The organism is Amycolatopsis rhizosphaerae, from assembly GCF_007713715.1.
GTDB lineage: Bacteria > Actinomycetota > Actinomycetes > Mycobacteriales > Pseudonocardiaceae > Amycolatopsis_E > Amycolatopsis_E rhizosphaerae.
This window is the reverse complement of sequence record NZ_VJWX01000118.1, coordinates 1-15,709: the sequence shown is the minus strand read 5'-3', so window position 1 is coordinate 15,709 and position 15,709 is coordinate 1. Positions and strand designations below refer to the sequence as shown.

Sequence of the window (15,709 nt, the reverse complement as noted above, 5' to 3'; positions counted from 1 at the left end):
GTTCACGGTCTCACGGGAGGCGCCGACGTACTGTGCGATCTCCTCCTGCGTCAGGTCGTGCGTGACCCGCAGGATGCCCGCCTCCTGGCTGCCGAAGCGCTGCGCGAGCTGCAGCAGCGCCCGCGCCACCCGGCCCGGCACGTCGGTGAAGATCAGCTCGGCCACCATGTTGTTGGTGCGGCGCAGTCTCCGCGCGATCACCCGAAGCAGCTGCTCGGCGATCTCCGGCCGCGTCGAGATCCACTTCCGCAGCGACGGACGGTCCATCGTCACCGCGCGGACCTCGGTCACCGTGGTGGCGCTCGACGTACGCGGCCCCGGGTCGAAGATGGACAGTTCGCCGAACATGTCCGAGGGGCCGGCGATCCACAGCAGGTTTTCCCGGCCGTCGGGCGACTTGCGCCCGATCTTGACCTTGCCGGACAGGATGATGTACAGCTTGTCGCCGGGCTCGCCTTCAGTGAAGATCACGTGGCCCCGTGGGAACTCCACGGTCTCCAAGGTCTGTGCGAGTGCCTCGGCCGCGGCCGGTTCCACACCCTGGAAGATGCCCGCCCGGGCCAGGGTCTCGTCCACCTCGTGCCTCCTCGTCGGTGGCGACTTCCGCCCCCGGGCATGGGAGCGTGTCGCCGATCACTTGCGTGCAGTCTAGGCCGTTCGGGCGAGATCGCCTCATGGCTCACCCATAGGCAAGCTGCCCACGCCAGTGAAGGGTGGACGCAACCTCGTCCGATCGAGCAGCCTAACTCCGCGTCCGACGGGGCCTGAGCTTGGCCGTCCTTCCGCCGAGTCTGCGCAGCCGGAACAGCTCCAGCGCGCGTCCGATTCCATGGCCGTAGAGGGCCCTGACCTCGTTGGGCCGGGCCTGCTCGAGGAATTCCTCGACCTCTTCTTCCTGCACGGCGACGTGCTTGAGACGGCTTTCCACGCGCTCCATAGCCAGCGCGAAAAACATCATCACGAGCGGTACGGCTATCACGAACCAGACCGTCATCGACTCCAGATCCTCGCTTATTTTCGCTCGGTTCTCGCGCCAAGCTGGGTGCGGTCCACCGGCCACCACTTGCACGGCCATCGACCACCGGCAACCGTCCGAAGTTCCTTCCGTAGGCTATCGGGGTGCCTCCCGCCGTTCGTTACGCCCCCCGACGGGGCGACGAGACCCGGCTTGCTTTGGTGAGACGCGCACGCCGCATGCTGCGTTGCCTCGCCGAGGCGTATCCGGATGCGCACTGTGAGCTGGATTTCACCAATCCTCTCGAACTGCTGGTCGCGGTGGTGCTCTCCGCGCAGACCACGGACGTCCGCGTGAACGAGGTCACCCCGGCGCTGTTCGCCCGCTACCGCACGGCCGCCGACTACGCCGGTGCCGACCGGGCGGAGCTGGAGGAACTGCTCCGCCCGACCGGTTTCTTCCGGGCCAAGACCAACTCGCTGCTGGGGCTGGGCGCCGCGCTGGTGGAGCGCTTCGGCGGCGAGGTACCCGGCCGCCTCGAGGACCTGGTCACCCTGCCCGGCGTGGGCCGCAAGACCGCCAACGTGGTGCTCGGCAACGCCTTCGGGGTGCCCGGCCTGACCGTGGACACCCACTTCGGCAGGCTGGTGCGCCGCTGGTGGTGGACCGCCGAAGAGGATCCGGTCAAGGTCGAGCACGCGGTCGCGGAACTGATCCCCCGCAAGGAGTGGACGATCCTCTCGCACCGCGTGATCTTCCACGGACGCCGCGTGTGCCACGCGCGCAAACCCGCCTGCGGGGCCTGCCCGCTCGCCGCGGACTGCCCGTCCTTCGGCACCGGGCCCACCGAGTTCGACGAGGCCGCGAAGCTGGTCAAGGGGCCGGAGCGCGACCACCTGCTGGCATTGGTGCGGAACCGGTGACCAAGGCGGCGAAATGGGCCCTCGCGGTCGGGGTGCTGTTGATCGGAGTGATCGTCGCGGTGCTCCCGCGCGGGAACGGCACCACCACCCCCGATCTTTCCGCCGCCCGTTCCGCCGCCGCGCTCGCGCCCTGCCCGAACGGTGCCGGTGACGTCCCGCAGCTGCGCGGGGTGAGCGTGCCGTGCCTCGGTGACGGCTCCACGATCGATCTCGGCCGGGTTCTCGGCGGCGAGACCACGCTGGTCAACCTGTGGGCCACCTGGTGTGAACCCTGCAAGACCGAGCTTCCCGTGCTCGCCGCCTACGCGAACAGCCCGGGCGCGGTGCGGGTGCTCGAGGTACAGGTCGCCAGCAGTGCCTCCGACGGCCTCGATCTGCTCACCAGGCTCGGGGTGCACCTGCCGTCCGTGTTCGACGGCGAGGGGGGCACCGGGCCGGTGCGCGACGCGCTCAAGGTCCCCTCGGCGCTCCCCGCGTCCTACCTGGTCACCCCGGATGGCAAGGTCCGTTTCATCTCGAACCCACGCGTCTTCCACAACGCTGACGAGGTGCGTGCGGCTGTGGAGGGACATTCGTGAACGGTCCGCTGGTCGACGCGGGCTCCGTGCCCGCATGGCTGAGCCCGCTGGTCGAGATCAGCGGGGAACTCGATTCGAGCACGTTCACGCGGTTCAGCCCGCCACGGGACCAGTTCACCAGATCGGCGGCCGTGCTGATCCTGATGGGCGAGGGACACCGCGGTCCGGACGTGCTGCTGCTGCGGCGCGCCGAGACGCTCGGCTCGCACGCCGGGCAGGTGGCCTTCCCGGGCGGCGGCGCCGACGACGGCGACGGCGGGCCGGTGGGCACGGCCCTGCGTGAGGCCGAGGAGGAGACCGGAGTCGATCCGTCCGGGGTCCGGCCGGTGGCGGTGCTGCCCGAGTTGTTCGTGCCGGTGTCCCGGTTCTCGGTGACCCCGGTGCTGGCGCACTGGCAGAACCCGTCCCCGGTGCACGCGGTCGACCCCGCGGAGACGGCCGCGGTGGCCAGAGTCGCCGTGCATGATCTGGCGGATCCGGGTAACCGGTTCCTCGTGCGGCGTTCTCCCGGCTACCAGGGGCCTGCCTTCGCCGTGGACGGCCTGTTCATCTGGGGGTTCACCGCCGGGCTGCTCTCGGTGCTGCTCTCTCTGGGAGGCTGGGAGCGCGAGTGGGATCGCGGGGACGTCCGCGAGCTCGAGGACGCGCTGCGCGACCACGAATGGGAGACACCATGAACTGGGTCGATGTCCTGGTGATCGTGCTGGCGCTGCTCGCCGCGGTTTCCGGTGCCCGTCAGGGTGTCGTGATCGCCCTGCCCGCGCTGATCGGGGTGATCTCCGGCGCGATCGGCGGTATCCGGCTTGCCCCGCTGGTGGTCGAGCTCTTCGCCAACCCGGCGGCGAAGGTGGCCTTCGCGGTCGCCACGGTGGTGTTCCTGGTGGCGCTCGGCGAGACGCTGGGGGTGTGGGTCGGCCGCAGAGTCAAGCTCGCCGTGAAGAAGCGCTTCAACACCGACAAACTGACCGGGATCGACCAGACGCTCGGCGCGGCCGTGCAGGGCCTGGTGGTGCTGGTGGTCGCGTGGCTGATCGCGGTGCCGCTCACCGGGGTCGCCGCGTTGCCGGGGCTGGCCAAGGCCATCAACAACTCCGTGGTGCTCGGTGCGGTCGACAAGGCGATGCCACCCGCGGCCGAGGGGCTGCCCGCGGATCTGCGCAAGCTGCTGGACGCCTCCGGTTTCCCGTCCATTGTGGACCCGTTCCAGCGGACCGAGATCAACGAGATCGCGCCGCCCGACGGCACCCTGCAGAGCAGTGCGGTGGTGCAGCAGTTGCACGGGAGCGTGCTCAAGATCCGCGGTACCGCTTCGTCGTGTTCGAGGGCGCTGGAAGGCAGCGGTTTCGTCGTCGCGCCGCAACGGGTGGTGACGAACGCGCACGTGGTGGCGGGTACCGACCAGACGGCGGTCGAGACTTCGCAGGGCCGTCTGCCCGCGCGGGTGGTCTACTTCGACCCCGAGGTCGACATCGCGGTGCTCGCGGTGCCGCGTCTGCAGGCGCCCCCGCTGGCCATCGCCGAGACCCCCGGTCGTGCCGGCGACAGCGCGATCGTGCTCGGCTATCCCCTCGACGGCCCCTACACCGCGACTCCGGCCCGGATCCGCAACCAGATCACCTTGCAGGGCCCCGACATCTACGATTCGCGCACCGTGCGCCGCGATGTGTTCACGGTGCGTGCACAGGTGCGCAGTGGAAACTCGGGTGGCCCGCTGGTGAATCCGGACGGACAGGTGGTCGGCGTGGTCTTCGGAGCCTCGGTGGAGGATTCGGAAACCGGTTTCACCCTGACCGCGAAGCAGGTCAACTCCGTGATCGAAGAAGCGCCCTCGCTGAGTGCCCGGGTCAGCACCGGCGCCTGCGCCGCTTGATGAAGTCCGTCAGAGCCGGGCTGCTGCGCTAGAGGGCACCGAGGAAGGCCAGTAGGGCCTTGTCGGTGCGGGCGGGGTCCTCCAGGTGAGGGAAATGCCCGACGCCGGAAAGTGATTCGAAGCGGGATCGCGGGCCGTGCCACGGTGAGGAGGCACGCGCTGTCTCGGGTAGTACGCAGGTGTCGGCCTCGCCGTGCACTTGGAGCACCGGCACGGCGACGCGGTTGCCGATCGCCGCGCTGAACCGCCTGCCCTCACCGCGGAACTGGGCCCGGAACGCCCATCGGTAGTACTCCAGCGCGCTGTGCGCGACGCCCTGCACGAGCATCGCCTGGCGGAACACGCGTGCCGTTTCGGCGAAGTCCTCGCCGCGCCGCCATTCCGGTCCGGACCACGAGCGCAGCAGCGCCTCGACGTTCGCGGCCTCGTCGGCGACCAGCCAGCGTTCGGGCGCCATCGGCACCTGGAAACGGAACAGATGCCCCATCGCCCGGGGCTGGCTCGACCGCCTGCGGTGGAACAGGGTCCTGCCCATGGCGGACCGGAAGGCCAGGGGATGCGCCCCGCCGAGCACGCTGACCGAAGACACCAGGCGGGGATGCAGGGCGGCGGCGGTCCAGGCGAGCATGCCACCCCAGGCGTGGCCCACCAGGTGGGCCCGGCGCTCGCCCAGCGCGCGGATCAGGCCCGCGACGTCCCCGGCGAGCGTCCACGCGTCGTAGCCGCGCGGCGGCTTGTCGGAATCGCCGTAACCGCGCAGATCCGCCGCGACCACGTGGAAACCGGACTCCGCCAGCGAGACCAGTTGATGGCGCCAGGCCCACCAGAACTCGGCGAACCCGTGCAGCAGCAACACCAGTGGGCCGTCGCCCGCCTCCGCGACATGCAGACGGATGCCGTTGGCGGACACGTCGTGGTGTGTCCAGGGGCCGTCAATCCGGACGGTGGAGGGATCGGGCGGCTGCACGGACTCGGGTGGGTCAGTGCTGCTCGGCGACGGCCTCGCGCCGGGGCTTGAGCGCCGCGGCGGTGTCCTTGACGCTGCTGATCGTGCGCTGCGGGGCCCGGATCTTCTTCATCTTGCGGTATCCGAGGAACGCGAACAGGAGCGTGAACACCAGCATCAGGCCGAACACGGTGAGGAAGGCCGGCCAGCGCAGCCCCCACCAGTCGGAGAGCAGTTCACCGAGGAAGAAAAAGAAGAAGAACGAGCTGTAGAGCCCGACCACGGCGGCGACCATGAAGTAGACGCTGCCGGTGAGGCCCTTCTTGACCTCGCCGACGACCTCAGACTTCGCCAGTTCGACCTCGGCCCGCACCAGCGTGGACAGGTGCTGCGTCGCCTCGCCGACCAGTGTGCCGATGGACTTCCCGCCGCCGTCGGCGCCGGCTTCGTCCTCACGGGAGAGGGGAATGTAGGGCACGGCCCCGAGGCCGTCTGGGCCGCTGCGTTCGTGCTCCTGACTGCTCACGAAGGTCATCGTGCCATGTGCCGGTTCGGGGGGCGCGCTCAGTGCCTGCTCGGCGCGTTGGCGAGGCGGGTTCAGGCCGCGCCGGACCCTCCAGCCGCACCGTGGACCCGGTTACGCCGCAGGAGCAGGACGGCGGCGGCGAGGGAGGCGATCGCCGAGGCCAGCAGCACCGCCGCCTTGGCCCGGTCGCTCGGCCCGGACGGCAAGGCCAGTTCGGCGATCAGCAGGCTCACCGTGAAGCCGACCCCGCCGAGCAGGGACAGTGCGGCGAGATCGCGCCAGCCCATCCCGCGAGGACGCTCGCCGAGCCGCAGTGCGACCGCCAGCGCGGAGGCGCCCAATATCCCCACTGCCTTGCCCACCACCAGCCCGGTCACCACGGCCAGCGGGACGGCGGTGGTGAAGACCTCGGCCAGTGAGTGCGCGTCGAGTTCGATCCCGGCGGCGAAGAGGGCGAACAACGGCACCGCGACGGCTGCGGACCACGGCTGCAGGCGGTGTTCCAGACGGATCGCCGGCGCCTCTTCCTCATCGGGATCGGGCCGGACCCGGGTGAGCAGGCCCAGTGCGACACCGGCGATCGTGGCGTGCACTCCGGCCGAGTGCACGGCGACCCAGGTGATCACGGCGAGCGGCACGTACAGCCACGCGCTGCGGACGCGCAGGTGCTGCAGCAGGGCGTACAGCGCGAGGGCGGCGACGGCGACGGCGGCCGCCACCAGGTTGAAACTCGCGGTGAACAGCACGGCGATCAGGATGATCGCGCCCAGATCGTCCACCACCGCCAGCGACAGCAGGAAGATCCGCGCCGAACCCGGCAGGTTCGATCCGGTCAGCGCGAGCACACCGAGCGCGAACGCGATGTCGGTGGCGACGGGGATCGCCCACGCCCGGTCGATGCCGGGGCTTCCCCAGGCGACCGTCAACGCGAGCAGCGCGGGCACGATCATCCCGCCGAGCGCCGCCACCACCGGCAGCACGGCCTGCTTGAAGCGGGACAACTCGCCCACCACGAGTTCCCGCTTCAGTTCGAGACCCGCCACGAAGAAGAACAGCGCCAGCAGACCGTCCTTCGCCCAGTCACCGACGGAAAGGTCGAGGTGCAGCACGTGCGGCCCGAGCGTGAGATCACGCAGAGCGCGGTAGCCGCCCGCGGCGGGCGAGTTCGCCCACAGTAATGCGATCGCTGTCGCGGCCAGGAGGATCAGGCCGCCGGTCGTCTCGGTGCGCAGGTAGCGGGCGAACTCCTGGATGCCCTTCGGTTTGGTCACAACGGCTCCAGCGGTCGACGGGGTATCCGCCGACCAGCCTTCCCGGCACACCTCCGCCCAGTGTATCCGGTGACCGCAGCCTTGATCGTTTCGTCGCCGGACGCCCGTTTGCCCGGAAAATGCGGCCGGATCGCGTACGGCGATCAACATTTTCCGGCTCTACCATGTGAATCACCCACAGATTCCCGACCCGAAGGAGAGTCGGCCGTGACCACGCGCACCGAAACCAAGCGGGACACCAGGTTCTTCGGCCACCCGCTCGGACTGGCGAACCTGTTCGGCGTCGAGATGTGGGAGCGCTTCTCCTTCTACGGCATGCAGGGGATCCTGGCGATCTACCTGTACTACTCGGCGGCCGAAGGCGGCCTCGGCATGCCGAAGGCCAGTGCGCTGGGCATCGTGGGCGCGTACGGCAGTCTCGTCTACCTGTCCACGATCGTCGGTGCCTGGGTCGCCGACCGGTTGCTCGGCGCCGAACGCACCCTGTTCTTCAGCGCCGTCCTGATCATGATCGGGCATATCGGCCTCGCCGTCCTGCCCGGTTACACCGGGATCCTGGTCGGCCTGCTGTGCGTCGCCTTCGGCAGCGGCGGGCTGAAGGGCAATGCCACCGCCGTTGTCGGCACCCTCTACGACGAACTCGACGAGCGGCGCGACGGCGGCTTCACCATCTTCTACATGGGCGTCAACCTCGGCGCGTTCTTCGGGCCGCTGTGCACCGGGCTCGCCCAGACCGGACTCGGCTTCCACTACGGCTTCGGCCTGGCCGCGATCGGCATGGCGGTCGGCCTGATCCAGTACGTGATCGGCCGCCGCAACCTCGGCACGCGCGCATCGATGGTGCCCAACCCGCTGCCCGCGGCGCGGCGGCCCGCGGCCGCAGGGGTGCTCGTCGCGGTCGTGGCGGTGGTCCTCGCGGCCGTCTTCACCGGGCTGGTCACCGCGGGGAACCTGGCCACCGTGGCGACCTGGGTGGCCGCGGTGGCCGCGGTGGTGTACTTCCTGGTGATCCTCACCAGCGGGAAGATCACCGGGGTGGAGCGCAGGCGCGTGCTGTCGTTCATCCCGATGTTCATCGCCAGCGCCGCGTTCTGGGCGCTCTACCAGCAGCAGTTCACCGTGCTCGCGGCCTACTCCGACCAGCGGCTCGACCGCGATCTGTTCGGCTGGGTGATGCCGGTGTCCTGGGTGCAGTCGATCAACCCGGTGTTCATCATCGCGCTCGCCCCCGTCTTCGCTCTGGTCTGGACCAAACTCGGCGCACGGCAGCCCACCACCCCGGTCAAGTTCGCCTTCGGGACCGGGGTGATGGGGGTGGCGTTCCTGCTGTTCCTGCCGATGGCCGGGGGAGGCCCGAACAGCGCGCCGCTGCTGGCGATGGTCGGCATCGTGCTGCTGTTCACCGTCGCCGAACTGTCGTTGTCGCCGGTCGGGCTCTCGCTGGCCACCAAGCTCGCCCCGGAGGCGTTCCGCACCCAGATGGTGGCGCTGTTCTTCCTGTCGGTGTCACTCGGGTCGGCGCTGTCCGGCTCGCTGGCCCAGTACTACAGCGCCGACCACGAGGCCGCCTACTTCGGCATCCTCGGCGCCGTCGCGATCGCGATCGGCGCCGTGCTGGCGGCGATCAGCCCCTTCGTCAGCAGGCTCATGTCCGGCGTGCGCTGAAACAGGTTCAGTGCAGGGCGACGCCGAAGAGAACACCTACGTAGTAGGTCACCAGCATCGTCAGCGCACCCATGCCGACGTTGCGGAGCACCGCCCGGCGGGCGCCGGCGCTGCCGAGCCGCGCACTGACGTAACCGGTGAGGAACAGGCCCGCGATCACGGCGAGGACGCAGGTCCACACGCGCCATCCCGCGGGCGGCAGGATGATCGCGAGCAGCGGCAGCAGCCCGCCGACCGTGAACGCCGCCAGCGAGGCCCAGGCCGCCTGCCAGGGGCTGGTGAGGTCGTTGGGGTCGATGCCCAGCTCGGCCTCCGCGTGGGCCTGCAGTGCGTCCTTTTCGGTCAGTTCCCTGGCGACCTTGGCCGCGAGTTCGGGCGAGAGCCCCTTGTTCTCGTAGATCTCGGCGAGCTCGCGTTCCTCCTCTTCCGGCATGGTTTTCAGCTCGTACTTCTCCAGCTGCAGCATCGCGCGCTCGGTGTCGCGCTGGGTGCTCACCGAGACGTATTCGCCACCGGCCATGGAAAAGGCACCCGCGACCAGTCCGGCGATTCCGGCCATGAGTACGGCGGTGCGGTCGGTGGTCGCACCGGCCACGCCGACGACGAGGCCGGCCACGGAAACGATCCCGTCGTTGGCCCCCAGTACCCCGGCCCGCAACCAGTTCAGCCTGCCGCCGAAGTTCGTGTCATGCGGCTCATGCCCGTGTGGCGCGTGGGCGTTCTGTGTTTCCGTCACGTGTTTATTGAAACACAGCCCGCCACACGCGTCGGGTTATTGTGATTCCCTCCGGAATTAGAAAAGGCGAACCTTGGTTAGTTTCGCCTAACTTTATTTCCCGCCGAACTCCGGCAGCCGTCGAACCCGGTACTCCAGTTCGATGGCCGCCCCCCGGGCCGGATCGCCCAGCGCCACCCGCCACCGGTCGGCGAACTGATCCACTCCGGACACCATGGGGATGGTTCCCGACAGCAGAACGACTCCGGGCGCGTACAACTCGTGCTCCCGCAGGAAGTCCAGCCAGTAGGCGGGGGGCAGCAGTTCGGCGAGGGACCCGTCCTGGATCGGGATGTCCCCGGCCCAGGCGCGCAGGGTCAGCTCGTCGAGGCGGTCCGCCACTTCCGTGAGGCGCCAGGCCGTGGACGCCAGCACGTCGGGGCCGGCGTTCTTGCTCCATGCCACCCCGTGCACCTCCAGTGCGCGATCGGTGTGGTCGCAGGCCGCGGTCAGCAGTACGTCCTGCGGTTCCGGACCGGTGATCACCAGTGCCCATTCGGCCTCCCCGGACGTGCGGCCGTGCTGCGCCGGAACCTCGCCGCTCTGCTGTGCCAGGTAGGGGGCGACCGCGTAGAGGGCCGGAGTCGCGGCGGGTGCGGGAACGCCGAGCTCGGCGAGTTCGGCGACGTGCGCGGCGACATCGGCCTGGTTCCGCCCGGCGTACCCCGCGTTCAGCAGCGTGTGCACCCGGGTCGCCGCCTCGCTGCCGTCGGGCAACCGGAAGCGCAGCTCGGGGGAAGTCGTCATGGTGTCTCCGTTTCGGGTTACCCAGTTCTTACCGGCGAAGGGTTGCGCATGCATATTGTATACAACCAGTATTACGGCGGTCGAAGTCGAAGACAGAACCAGGATGTGACCCGATGACCTCCGCCCCGCCGAGCGTGGACAAGGCGTCCCTGCGCCGCGCGTTCATCGCCAGCCTGTCCGGAACCTCCCTGGAGTGGTACGACTTCGCCGCCTACTCGATCGCGGCGGCGACCGTCTTCGGACACCAGTTCTTCCCGACGGGAGACCCGTTGGTCAGCACCATGGCGGCGTTTTCCACCTACGCCGTCGGCTACCTGTCCCGACCGCTCGGCGGGTTCGTCTTCGGGCGGCTCGGCGACGTGGTCGGCCGCAAGCGCGTCCTCGTGCTGACCCTGCTGCTCACCGGAGCCGCGACCTTCCTCATCGGGCTCCTGCCGACCCACCAGAGCATCGGCGCGGCCGCCGCCGTACTGCTGGCACTGCTGCGGTTTGCCCAGGGGGTGGGCATCGGCGGCGAGTGGGGCGGCGCGGTCCTGCTCTCCAGCGAGTTCGGTGATCCGGCCAGGCGCGGCTTCTGGGCCTCCGCGGCCCAGGTGGGCCCGCCCGCGGGCAATCTGCTCGCCAACGGGGTGCTGGCCACGCTCTCACTGCTGCTGACCGAGGCCCAGTTCACCTCGTGGGGCTGGCGGGTCGCCTTCCTGCTCTCCGCCGCGCTGGTCGCGTTCGGCCTGTGGATCCGGCTCAAGCTCGAAGAGACGCCGGTGTTCCGCCGCCTCGTGGAAACCGGCGAGCGGCCCCAGGCCCCGATTTCGGAAGTGTTCCGGCACGAGCGGCGCGCCCTGCTGGCGGCGATCTTCGTCCGCGTCCTGCCCGACGTGCTCTACGCGCTGTTCACGGTCTTCGTGCTCACCTACATGACGCAGCGCCTGCACATGTCCCGCAGCGAGGGGCTGACCGCCGTGATGATCGGCTCGGGCGCCCAGTTGGTGCTGATGCCGGCCTTCGGTGCGCTTTCCGACCGCGTCGACCGGCGCCGCCTCTACCTGGTCGCGACCGTCGCGGGAATCGTCTGGCCCTTCGTGTTCTTCCCGCTGGTGTCCGGCCGGTCCTTCCTCGCCGTCCTCGTCGGGGTCGTGGTCGCGCTGACGATCCACGCCGCGTTGTACGGGCCGCAGGCGGCGCTGATCACCGAGCAGTTCTCCGAGCGACTGCGCTACACCGGCAGTTCGCTCGCCTACACGCTGGCGGGCGTGATCGGCGGAGCGGCGGCGCCGCTGCTGTTCACCAGCCTGCTCGCCAAGTTCGGGTCGTGGGAGGCGCTGGCGCTGTACGTGCTCGTGGCCGGGATCGTCACCATCGTCGGCCTGTGCCTGGCCAGGTCCCGCACCGGGGAGCCGGTCGGGGAGGAGCTCTCCTGACCGGCCCGTCAGGAGGCGGTGAGCTGGAGCCTGAGGGTGATTTCGTGGTGGTCGTCGATGGCGGCGAGCGCGCCTTCGAGATCACCGGCGACCAGCGCGTCGAGGATCCGGCGGTGTTCGGCGAGCACCGCCTCCTGCCGGTTCTCCGAGCGCGCGAGCGCGGTGAGGCCCGCGCGCATCTGGCGCGCGCGCAGAGAAGCGTAGGTCTTGGCCAGCATGGCGTTGCCCGCCGCTTCGACCAGCAGGCTGTGGAAGTGGTGGTCGAGTTCGATGAAGTCCTTGGCGTGCTCGCGGTCGGTGTGGCGGGCCTGCCGGGCGAGCGTCGCCTCCATCTCGTTCGCCGGGACGGACCCCTCCGTCAGCGCCTTCTGCGCGGCGAACCGTTCCAGGACACCCCGCAGTTCGAAGAGGTCCTTCAGATCCCGTCCCGACAGCGGAGCGACGTAGGCGCCACGGTTGGGGACCAGTTGCACGAGGTCTTCGGCCGCGAGCTGGAGCAGGGCTTCGCGCACCGGGGTCCGGGAGACGCCCACCCGCTCGGCGACCGCCTGCTCGCTGACGAAGGCACCTTCCATGGCCGGGTCGGCGAGGACCGAATACTTGAGGAAGGCATAGGCCTTGTCGCGGCCCGAGGTGGCTGTTCCGGCCGGGGCCGGCATGGCACCGCTCCTTCCATACACGCTGTATACGGATGCTAGCGGACGCGCCTCCGGCGCGAAAAAAGACGCCGGGACGGACGCCTGATCGAGGAGCGTCCGTCCCGGCGAGTCCGGGTGAGCCGCGGGCTCAGCGGTTGAGTTCGGCCAGCGCCTGCTTCGCCTGCTCGAGTTCGGCTTCGAGTTGGGCGACCTTGGCCTGCTGCTGCGCGCGCGCCTCGTTGATCGCCTCGTCGATCGGGGTGGACAGGTCCTCGTGCAGCTCCTTGGCCGCGCGCGAGACGGCCGAGGCCGGGATGGTCAGGCCGCGGGCGACCCAGGTGCTGCCGTGCTTCAGCTCCGCCTGCCAGTCGCCGTCCGCGGTGCCGGTGACGGTGAGCGTGAGCTCGACGGTGCGAGTCTTGCGGGGCGCGGCGCCCTTCGCCCGGCCTCGCTTGGCCTTCGGGGCATCCTCGGCCGTGTCGGCGTCCGCGGCACTGTCCGCGGCAGGGGTGGTGGCCTCCTCGTCGGTGGCCTGCTCCTGCTGGGCGGTCGTGGTGTCCAAGCTCATTGCGGGTGCGGTCTCCCTCTTCGTGGGGTCCGGCTACGACGGTATGGCAGTCTAGAACACTTGTTCGACGTTGGGAATACCGGGCCGGTCTCCTTGATTGTCGCCGTGGTGTCGGGGAGGCTGGAGGGCGGGGTGCCCTGCCCGCCGCGGGTCACTCTGGCCCCCGTCGGTGGACCGTCGACCGAGTGATGACCCCGGTGTCCTGTTACAGATGTTCACTCGATAGTGTGCATCGCACAGTTTGCGCTGAGCTTGGTTTATGTGCTCTTTTCGCAGCTCACGGGGGTGAAGTGTGCGCAACACCGATGGTTGATCCGCGGATCGGGTGCTGATACCAATTGAGCGCAACACGCACCTGGGGTGCCACGTGTCTTAGGGGAGACACGGTCCGGTTCAATTCGTCTTGCTGTGTCCTTGAGGATTGGTAGATGCAGAAAACTGCGGTCTCGCGCGCCCGGAATATCTTCGCGGTCGCCGGTTTTTCCGTACTGGCGCTGGCCACCGGAGCATGTTCCGGTTCGGACCAGCATGCCGTGACTCCCGTCGCGGTAACGCAGGAAGATCTGACGCAGTTGCCCGAGGCGAACACCTTCGGCACGGTCACCGATGCGCCTACCGATCCGCAATTGAACGGCGGCGCCAAGGCCGGTAAGGTCATCCACCCCAAGGCCGACATGGTGGTCTATGCCTCTGTCGGTGGGAAACCGATCGCGAAGCTGCCCGCCATCCAGATGGGATCTCCCACCTGGGTGCCGGTGGTGGCCGAGCAGAACGACTGGGCGGAGATTCTCCTGCCGACGAGGCCGAACGCCTCGGCAGGCTGGGTTTATCTGCCTTCCGGAGCGGCGGAGACCGCGCAGGACGACTACGCGGTCGAGGTGGACCGGGCCGCCTTCACGCTGCAGATTCTGGAAAACGGCACGCCGACCGGTAAATGGACGATCGGCACCGGTAAGCCGGAGCACCAAACCCCGGCGGGGCGTGCCTACATCATCGCCTCCATCGAAGAGTCGAAAAACACCTACAGCCCGATTGTTCTCCCGTTGAGCTACCACTCGGACTCGCTGGAGACATTCGGCGGTGGTCCCGGGACTGTCGGCCTCCACACTTGGCCGAACGACAGCTATGTCGGAAAGGCGAACAGCGACGGCTGCATCCGCGTTCCCAAGGATGCCCTGACCGCGCTCGCCAAATTGCCGCTCGGCACCATCGTGAACATCAAGTGATGGGCCGTTCGGAGAAAACAATTTCACGAAAGGTGATTACTTGTCCAGGAAGAAGGCTGTAGCCGGCGGTATCGGCGCACTCTCGGCCCTGCTCGTGACGGGCGCCGTGTTCGCCCCCACGGCCGGTGCCACCACCACCACGGGGCACAGCACCGCGTCCAGCGGAGGGAACTCGGCGTTCGCCATCTCCGCCTCGGGTCTGCTGCACATCGACCCGTCGCCCGCGGTGGACGACTCCAACGGTTTCTCCCAGGCTTCCCTCGTCAAGGCGCAGGTGCCCCCGGCCCTGCTCGGTGTGGGCGCGCTGAACGCCCAGGCCGGTGGCGGCGGCGCGCAGGCCAGCGTCGCGAAGCTCGGTGTCGGCCTCGGTCCGGCCAAGCCGCTGGTGAACGCCGCCGCGATCGAAGCGCAGTGTGGTTACGGTGAAAAGCCGCACACCTCGCTGGCGAAGGCCGCCATCGGCGACATCAAGCTCGACGTCCAGGTGCCCGCCAACACCTCGGTCTCGGTGCCGGGCCTGCTCTCCGTCACGCTGAACAAGCAGGTCAAGCACAAGGACGGGTCGATCACGGTCACCGCGATCTCGATCCAGGTCGACAACGTGCAGAAGATCGACATCGCCTCGGCCCACTGCGGGCCCGACGGCGACGACGACAACGGCGGCGGCGACGGCGGCACCCCCACCGGCACCCCCACCGGCGCTCCGACCGGTGCACCGGGCCAGCCGAGCGGCACCCCGACCCGGACCGGCACGAGCAAGCCGTCGGCCACCGTCAGCAGCGGTAACGCCGCGCCTGTCGGCGACAAGGCGCTGCCGAACGGCAAGGCCCCGACGCCGACCCCGGTGAAGGCGCACCTCGACGTCACCGGCTGATCAGCTTGAGAGAACAGAAGGCCCCCGCCAAGGACTGGCGGGGGCCTTCTGCCGGTTGGGGGTCAGTCTTCGGTTTTGCCGGCTTTGAGGCCTTGGGAGATGAGGTCCATGACGGCGCTGTCGGCGAGGGTGGTGACGTCGCCGATCTGGCGGTTTTCGGCGACGTCGCGCAGGAGGCGGCGCATGATCTTGCCGGAGCGGGTTTTGGGGAGTTCGGGCACGATCATGATCTGGCGGGGTTTGGCGATGGGCCCGATTTCCTTGGCCACGTGGTTGCGTAGTTCCTGCACGGCCTGTTCGCCGGTTTCGGCGGCGGTGCCGCGCAGGATGACGAACGCGACGATGCCCTGCCCGGTGGTGGGGTCGGTCGCGCCGACCACGGCGGCCTCGGCCACGGTGGGGTGGGACACCAGCGCGGATTCCACCTCGGTGGTGGAGATGCGGTGCCCGGACACGTTCATCACGTCGTCCACCCGCCCCAGCAGCCAGATGTCACCGTCGGTGTCGTACTTGGCGCCGTCCCCGGCGAAGTACGTGAGACCTGCTTGCAGGGTCGAACCATCGGCACAGTCCTGCTCGGCGTTGCGCGTTCCCGAATCAGCACCCTCCTGCTCGGCGAAGCGGGACCAGTAGGTTTCGCGGTAGCGCTGCTCGTCGCCCCAGATACCGCGCAGCATGGCGGGCCAGGGCTTGTCCAGCACGAGGTAGCCCCCGCCACCGGGGCCGACC

Annotated in this window: 18 protein-coding genes; 8 read left to right on the top strand and 10 right to left on the bottom strand. The window is 69.2% G+C overall.

Features of this window, described 5'->3' with window-relative positions; all coding sequences use genetic code 11:
• Positions 1–576: Crp/Fnr family transcriptional regulator (locus FNH05_RS14335; protein WP_144588333.1), on the bottom strand; the 576-nt coding region annotated here is incomplete at its 3' end.
• 166 nt (positions 577–742) lie between these two features.
• Entirely contained in the window at positions 743–994 is a 252-nt protein-coding gene (locus FNH05_RS14330; RefSeq protein WP_144588332.1) for a hypothetical protein, read from the bottom strand.
• 200 nt (positions 995–1,194) lie between these two features.
• Here FNH05_RS14330 and nth point away from each other — a divergent pair, with 200 nt between their 5' ends.
• From nth to FNH05_RS14310, 4 genes are read left to right on the top strand one after another with little or no spacing between them, the layout of a single operon-like run.
• Positions 1,195–1,878: an endonuclease III gene (gene nth / locus FNH05_RS14325; protein WP_144588335.1), complete on the top strand. Its 684-nt coding sequence runs from the start codon at positions 1,195–1,197 to the stop codon at positions 1,876–1,878.
• Positions 1,875–2,456 carry a TlpA family protein disulfide reductase gene (locus tag FNH05_RS14320; RefSeq protein ID WP_144588330.1) on the top strand — a complete coding sequence of 194 codons (582 nt, stop codon included), beginning with the start codon at positions 1,875–1,877 and terminating at the stop codon, positions 2,454–2,456. The genes nth and FNH05_RS14320 overlap by 4 nt, the downstream gene beginning before the upstream one ends.
• A complete protein-coding gene (locus tag FNH05_RS14315; protein ID WP_144588328.1) occupies positions 2,453–3,133 on the top strand; it encodes an NUDIX hydrolase in 681 nt (226 codons plus the stop codon). Before FNH05_RS14320 ends, FNH05_RS14315 begins: the two co-directional genes overlap by 4 nt.
• Positions 3,130–4,326, top strand: a complete 1,197-nt coding sequence (locus tag FNH05_RS14310) for a MarP family serine protease (protein WP_144588327.1) — start codon at positions 3,130–3,132, stop codon at positions 4,324–4,326. Before FNH05_RS14315 ends, FNH05_RS14310 begins: the two co-directional genes overlap by 4 nt.
• Positions 4,327–4,354: 28 nt before the next feature.
• Here the strand turns inward: FNH05_RS14310 and FNH05_RS14305 are convergent, their stop codons facing one another.
• From FNH05_RS14305 to nhaA, 3 genes are all read right to left on the bottom strand, one after another.
• The gene (locus tag FNH05_RS14305; RefSeq protein WP_144588325.1) at positions 4,355–5,293 is read right to left on the bottom strand and encodes an alpha/beta fold hydrolase; all 939 of its coding nucleotides are present in this window, start codon (positions 5,291–5,293) and stop codon (positions 4,355–4,357) included.
• A gap of 13 nt (positions 5,294–5,306) precedes the next feature.
• Positions 5,307–5,807, bottom strand: coding sequence for a phage holin family protein (locus FNH05_RS14300; protein ID WP_222426614.1), 501 nt, complete (start codon positions 5,805–5,807; stop codon positions 5,307–5,309).
• 62 nt (positions 5,808–5,869) lie between these two features.
• Positions 5,870–7,069: a Na+/H+ antiporter NhaA gene (nhaA, locus tag FNH05_RS14295; protein ID WP_144588321.1), complete on the bottom strand. Its 1,200-nt coding sequence runs from the start codon at positions 7,067–7,069 to the stop codon at positions 5,870–5,872.
• A 207-nt stretch (positions 7,070–7,276) separates the two neighbouring features.
• Between nhaA and FNH05_RS14290 the strand changes: the two genes are divergently transcribed.
• Positions 7,277–8,734: a peptide MFS transporter gene (locus FNH05_RS14290; protein WP_144588319.1), complete on the top strand. Its 1,458-nt coding sequence runs from the start codon at positions 7,277–7,279 to the stop codon at positions 8,732–8,734.
• Between the two features lie 7 nt (positions 8,735–8,741).
• On the opposite strand, the gene FNH05_RS14285 is transcribed toward FNH05_RS14290, so the two are convergent.
• Together FNH05_RS14285 and FNH05_RS14280 are read right to left on the bottom strand one after the other, a co-directional pair.
• Entirely contained in the window at positions 8,742–9,470 is a 729-nt protein-coding gene (locus FNH05_RS14285; protein ID WP_144588317.1) for a VIT1/CCC1 transporter family protein, read from the bottom strand.
• A gap of 93 nt (positions 9,471–9,563) precedes the next feature.
• Positions 9,564–10,256, bottom strand: a complete 693-nt coding sequence (locus FNH05_RS14280; RefSeq protein WP_144588315.1) for a DUF2848 domain-containing protein — start codon at positions 10,254–10,256, stop codon at positions 9,564–9,566.
• Between the two features lie 113 nt (positions 10,257–10,369).
• Between FNH05_RS14280 and FNH05_RS14275 the strand changes: the two genes are divergently transcribed.
• Entirely contained in the window at positions 10,370–11,674 is a 1,305-nt protein-coding gene (locus tag FNH05_RS14275; protein WP_144588313.1) for an MFS transporter, read from the top strand.
• Positions 11,675–11,682: 8 nt separating this feature from the next.
• Here the strand turns inward: FNH05_RS14275 and FNH05_RS14270 are convergent, their stop codons facing one another.
• Both FNH05_RS14270 and FNH05_RS14265 read right to left on the bottom strand, forming a co-directional pair.
• Positions 11,683–12,333: a GntR family transcriptional regulator gene (locus FNH05_RS14270; protein ID WP_144588311.1), complete on the bottom strand. Its 651-nt coding sequence runs from the start codon at positions 12,331–12,333 to the stop codon at positions 11,683–11,685.
• 127 nt (positions 12,334–12,460) lie between these two features.
• Positions 12,461–12,880: a DUF6319 family protein gene (locus FNH05_RS14265; protein WP_144588309.1), complete on the bottom strand. Its 420-nt coding sequence runs from the start codon at positions 12,878–12,880 to the stop codon at positions 12,461–12,463.
• 428 nt (positions 12,881–13,308) lie between these two features.
• Between FNH05_RS14265 and FNH05_RS14260 the strand changes: the two genes are divergently transcribed.
• Positions 13,309–14,106, top strand: a complete 798-nt coding sequence (locus tag FNH05_RS14260; protein WP_144588307.1) for a L,D-transpeptidase — start codon at positions 13,309–13,311, stop codon at positions 14,104–14,106.
• 40 nt (positions 14,107–14,146) lie between these two features.
• Positions 14,147–14,980, top strand: a complete 834-nt coding sequence (locus FNH05_RS14255) for a choice-of-anchor P family protein (RefSeq protein WP_144588305.1) — start codon at positions 14,147–14,149, stop codon at positions 14,978–14,980.
• 62 nt (positions 14,981–15,042) lie between these two features.
• Here FNH05_RS14255 and FNH05_RS14250 read toward each other — a convergent pair.
• The coding region (locus FNH05_RS14250; RefSeq protein ID WP_144588303.1) for an AMP-binding enzyme at positions 15,043–15,709 on the bottom strand (667 nt) is incomplete at its 5' end.

What these genes read in the sequence shown, in the direction of transcription:
- FNH05_RS14330 (WP_144588332.1), bottom strand. Translation starts at nt 994, where the DNA reads ATGACGGTCTGGTTCGTGATAGCCGTACCGCTCGTGATGATGTTTTTC.
- nth (WP_144588335.1), top strand. Translation starts at nt 1,195, where the DNA reads ATGCTGCGTTGCCTCGCCGAGGCGTATCCGGATGCGCACTGTGAGCTG.
- FNH05_RS14310 (WP_144588327.1), top strand. Translation starts at nt 3,130, where the DNA reads ATGAACTGGGTCGATGTCCTGGTGATCGTGCTGGCGCTGCTCGCCGCG.
- FNH05_RS14300 (WP_222426614.1), bottom strand. Translation starts at nt 5,807, where the DNA reads ATGACCTTCGTGAGCAGTCAGGAGCACGAACGCAGCGGCCCAGACGGC.
- FNH05_RS14280 (WP_144588315.1), bottom strand. Translation starts at nt 10,256, where the DNA reads ATGACGACTTCCCCCGAGCTGCGCTTCCGGTTGCCCGACGGCAGCGAG.
- FNH05_RS14275 (WP_144588313.1), top strand. Translation starts at nt 10,370, where the DNA reads ATGACCTCCGCCCCGCCGAGCGTGGACAAGGCGTCCCTGCGCCGCGCG.
- FNH05_RS14270 (WP_144588311.1), bottom strand. Translation starts at nt 12,333, where the DNA reads ATGCCGGCCCCGGCCGGAACAGCCACCTCGGGCCGCGACAAGGCCTAT.
- FNH05_RS14265 (WP_144588309.1), bottom strand. Translation starts at nt 12,880, where the DNA reads ATGAGCTTGGACACCACGACCGCCCAGCAGGAGCAGGCCACCGACGAG.
- FNH05_RS14260 (WP_144588307.1), top strand. Translation starts at nt 13,309, where the DNA reads ATGCAGAAAACTGCGGTCTCGCGCGCCCGGAATATCTTCGCGGTCGCC.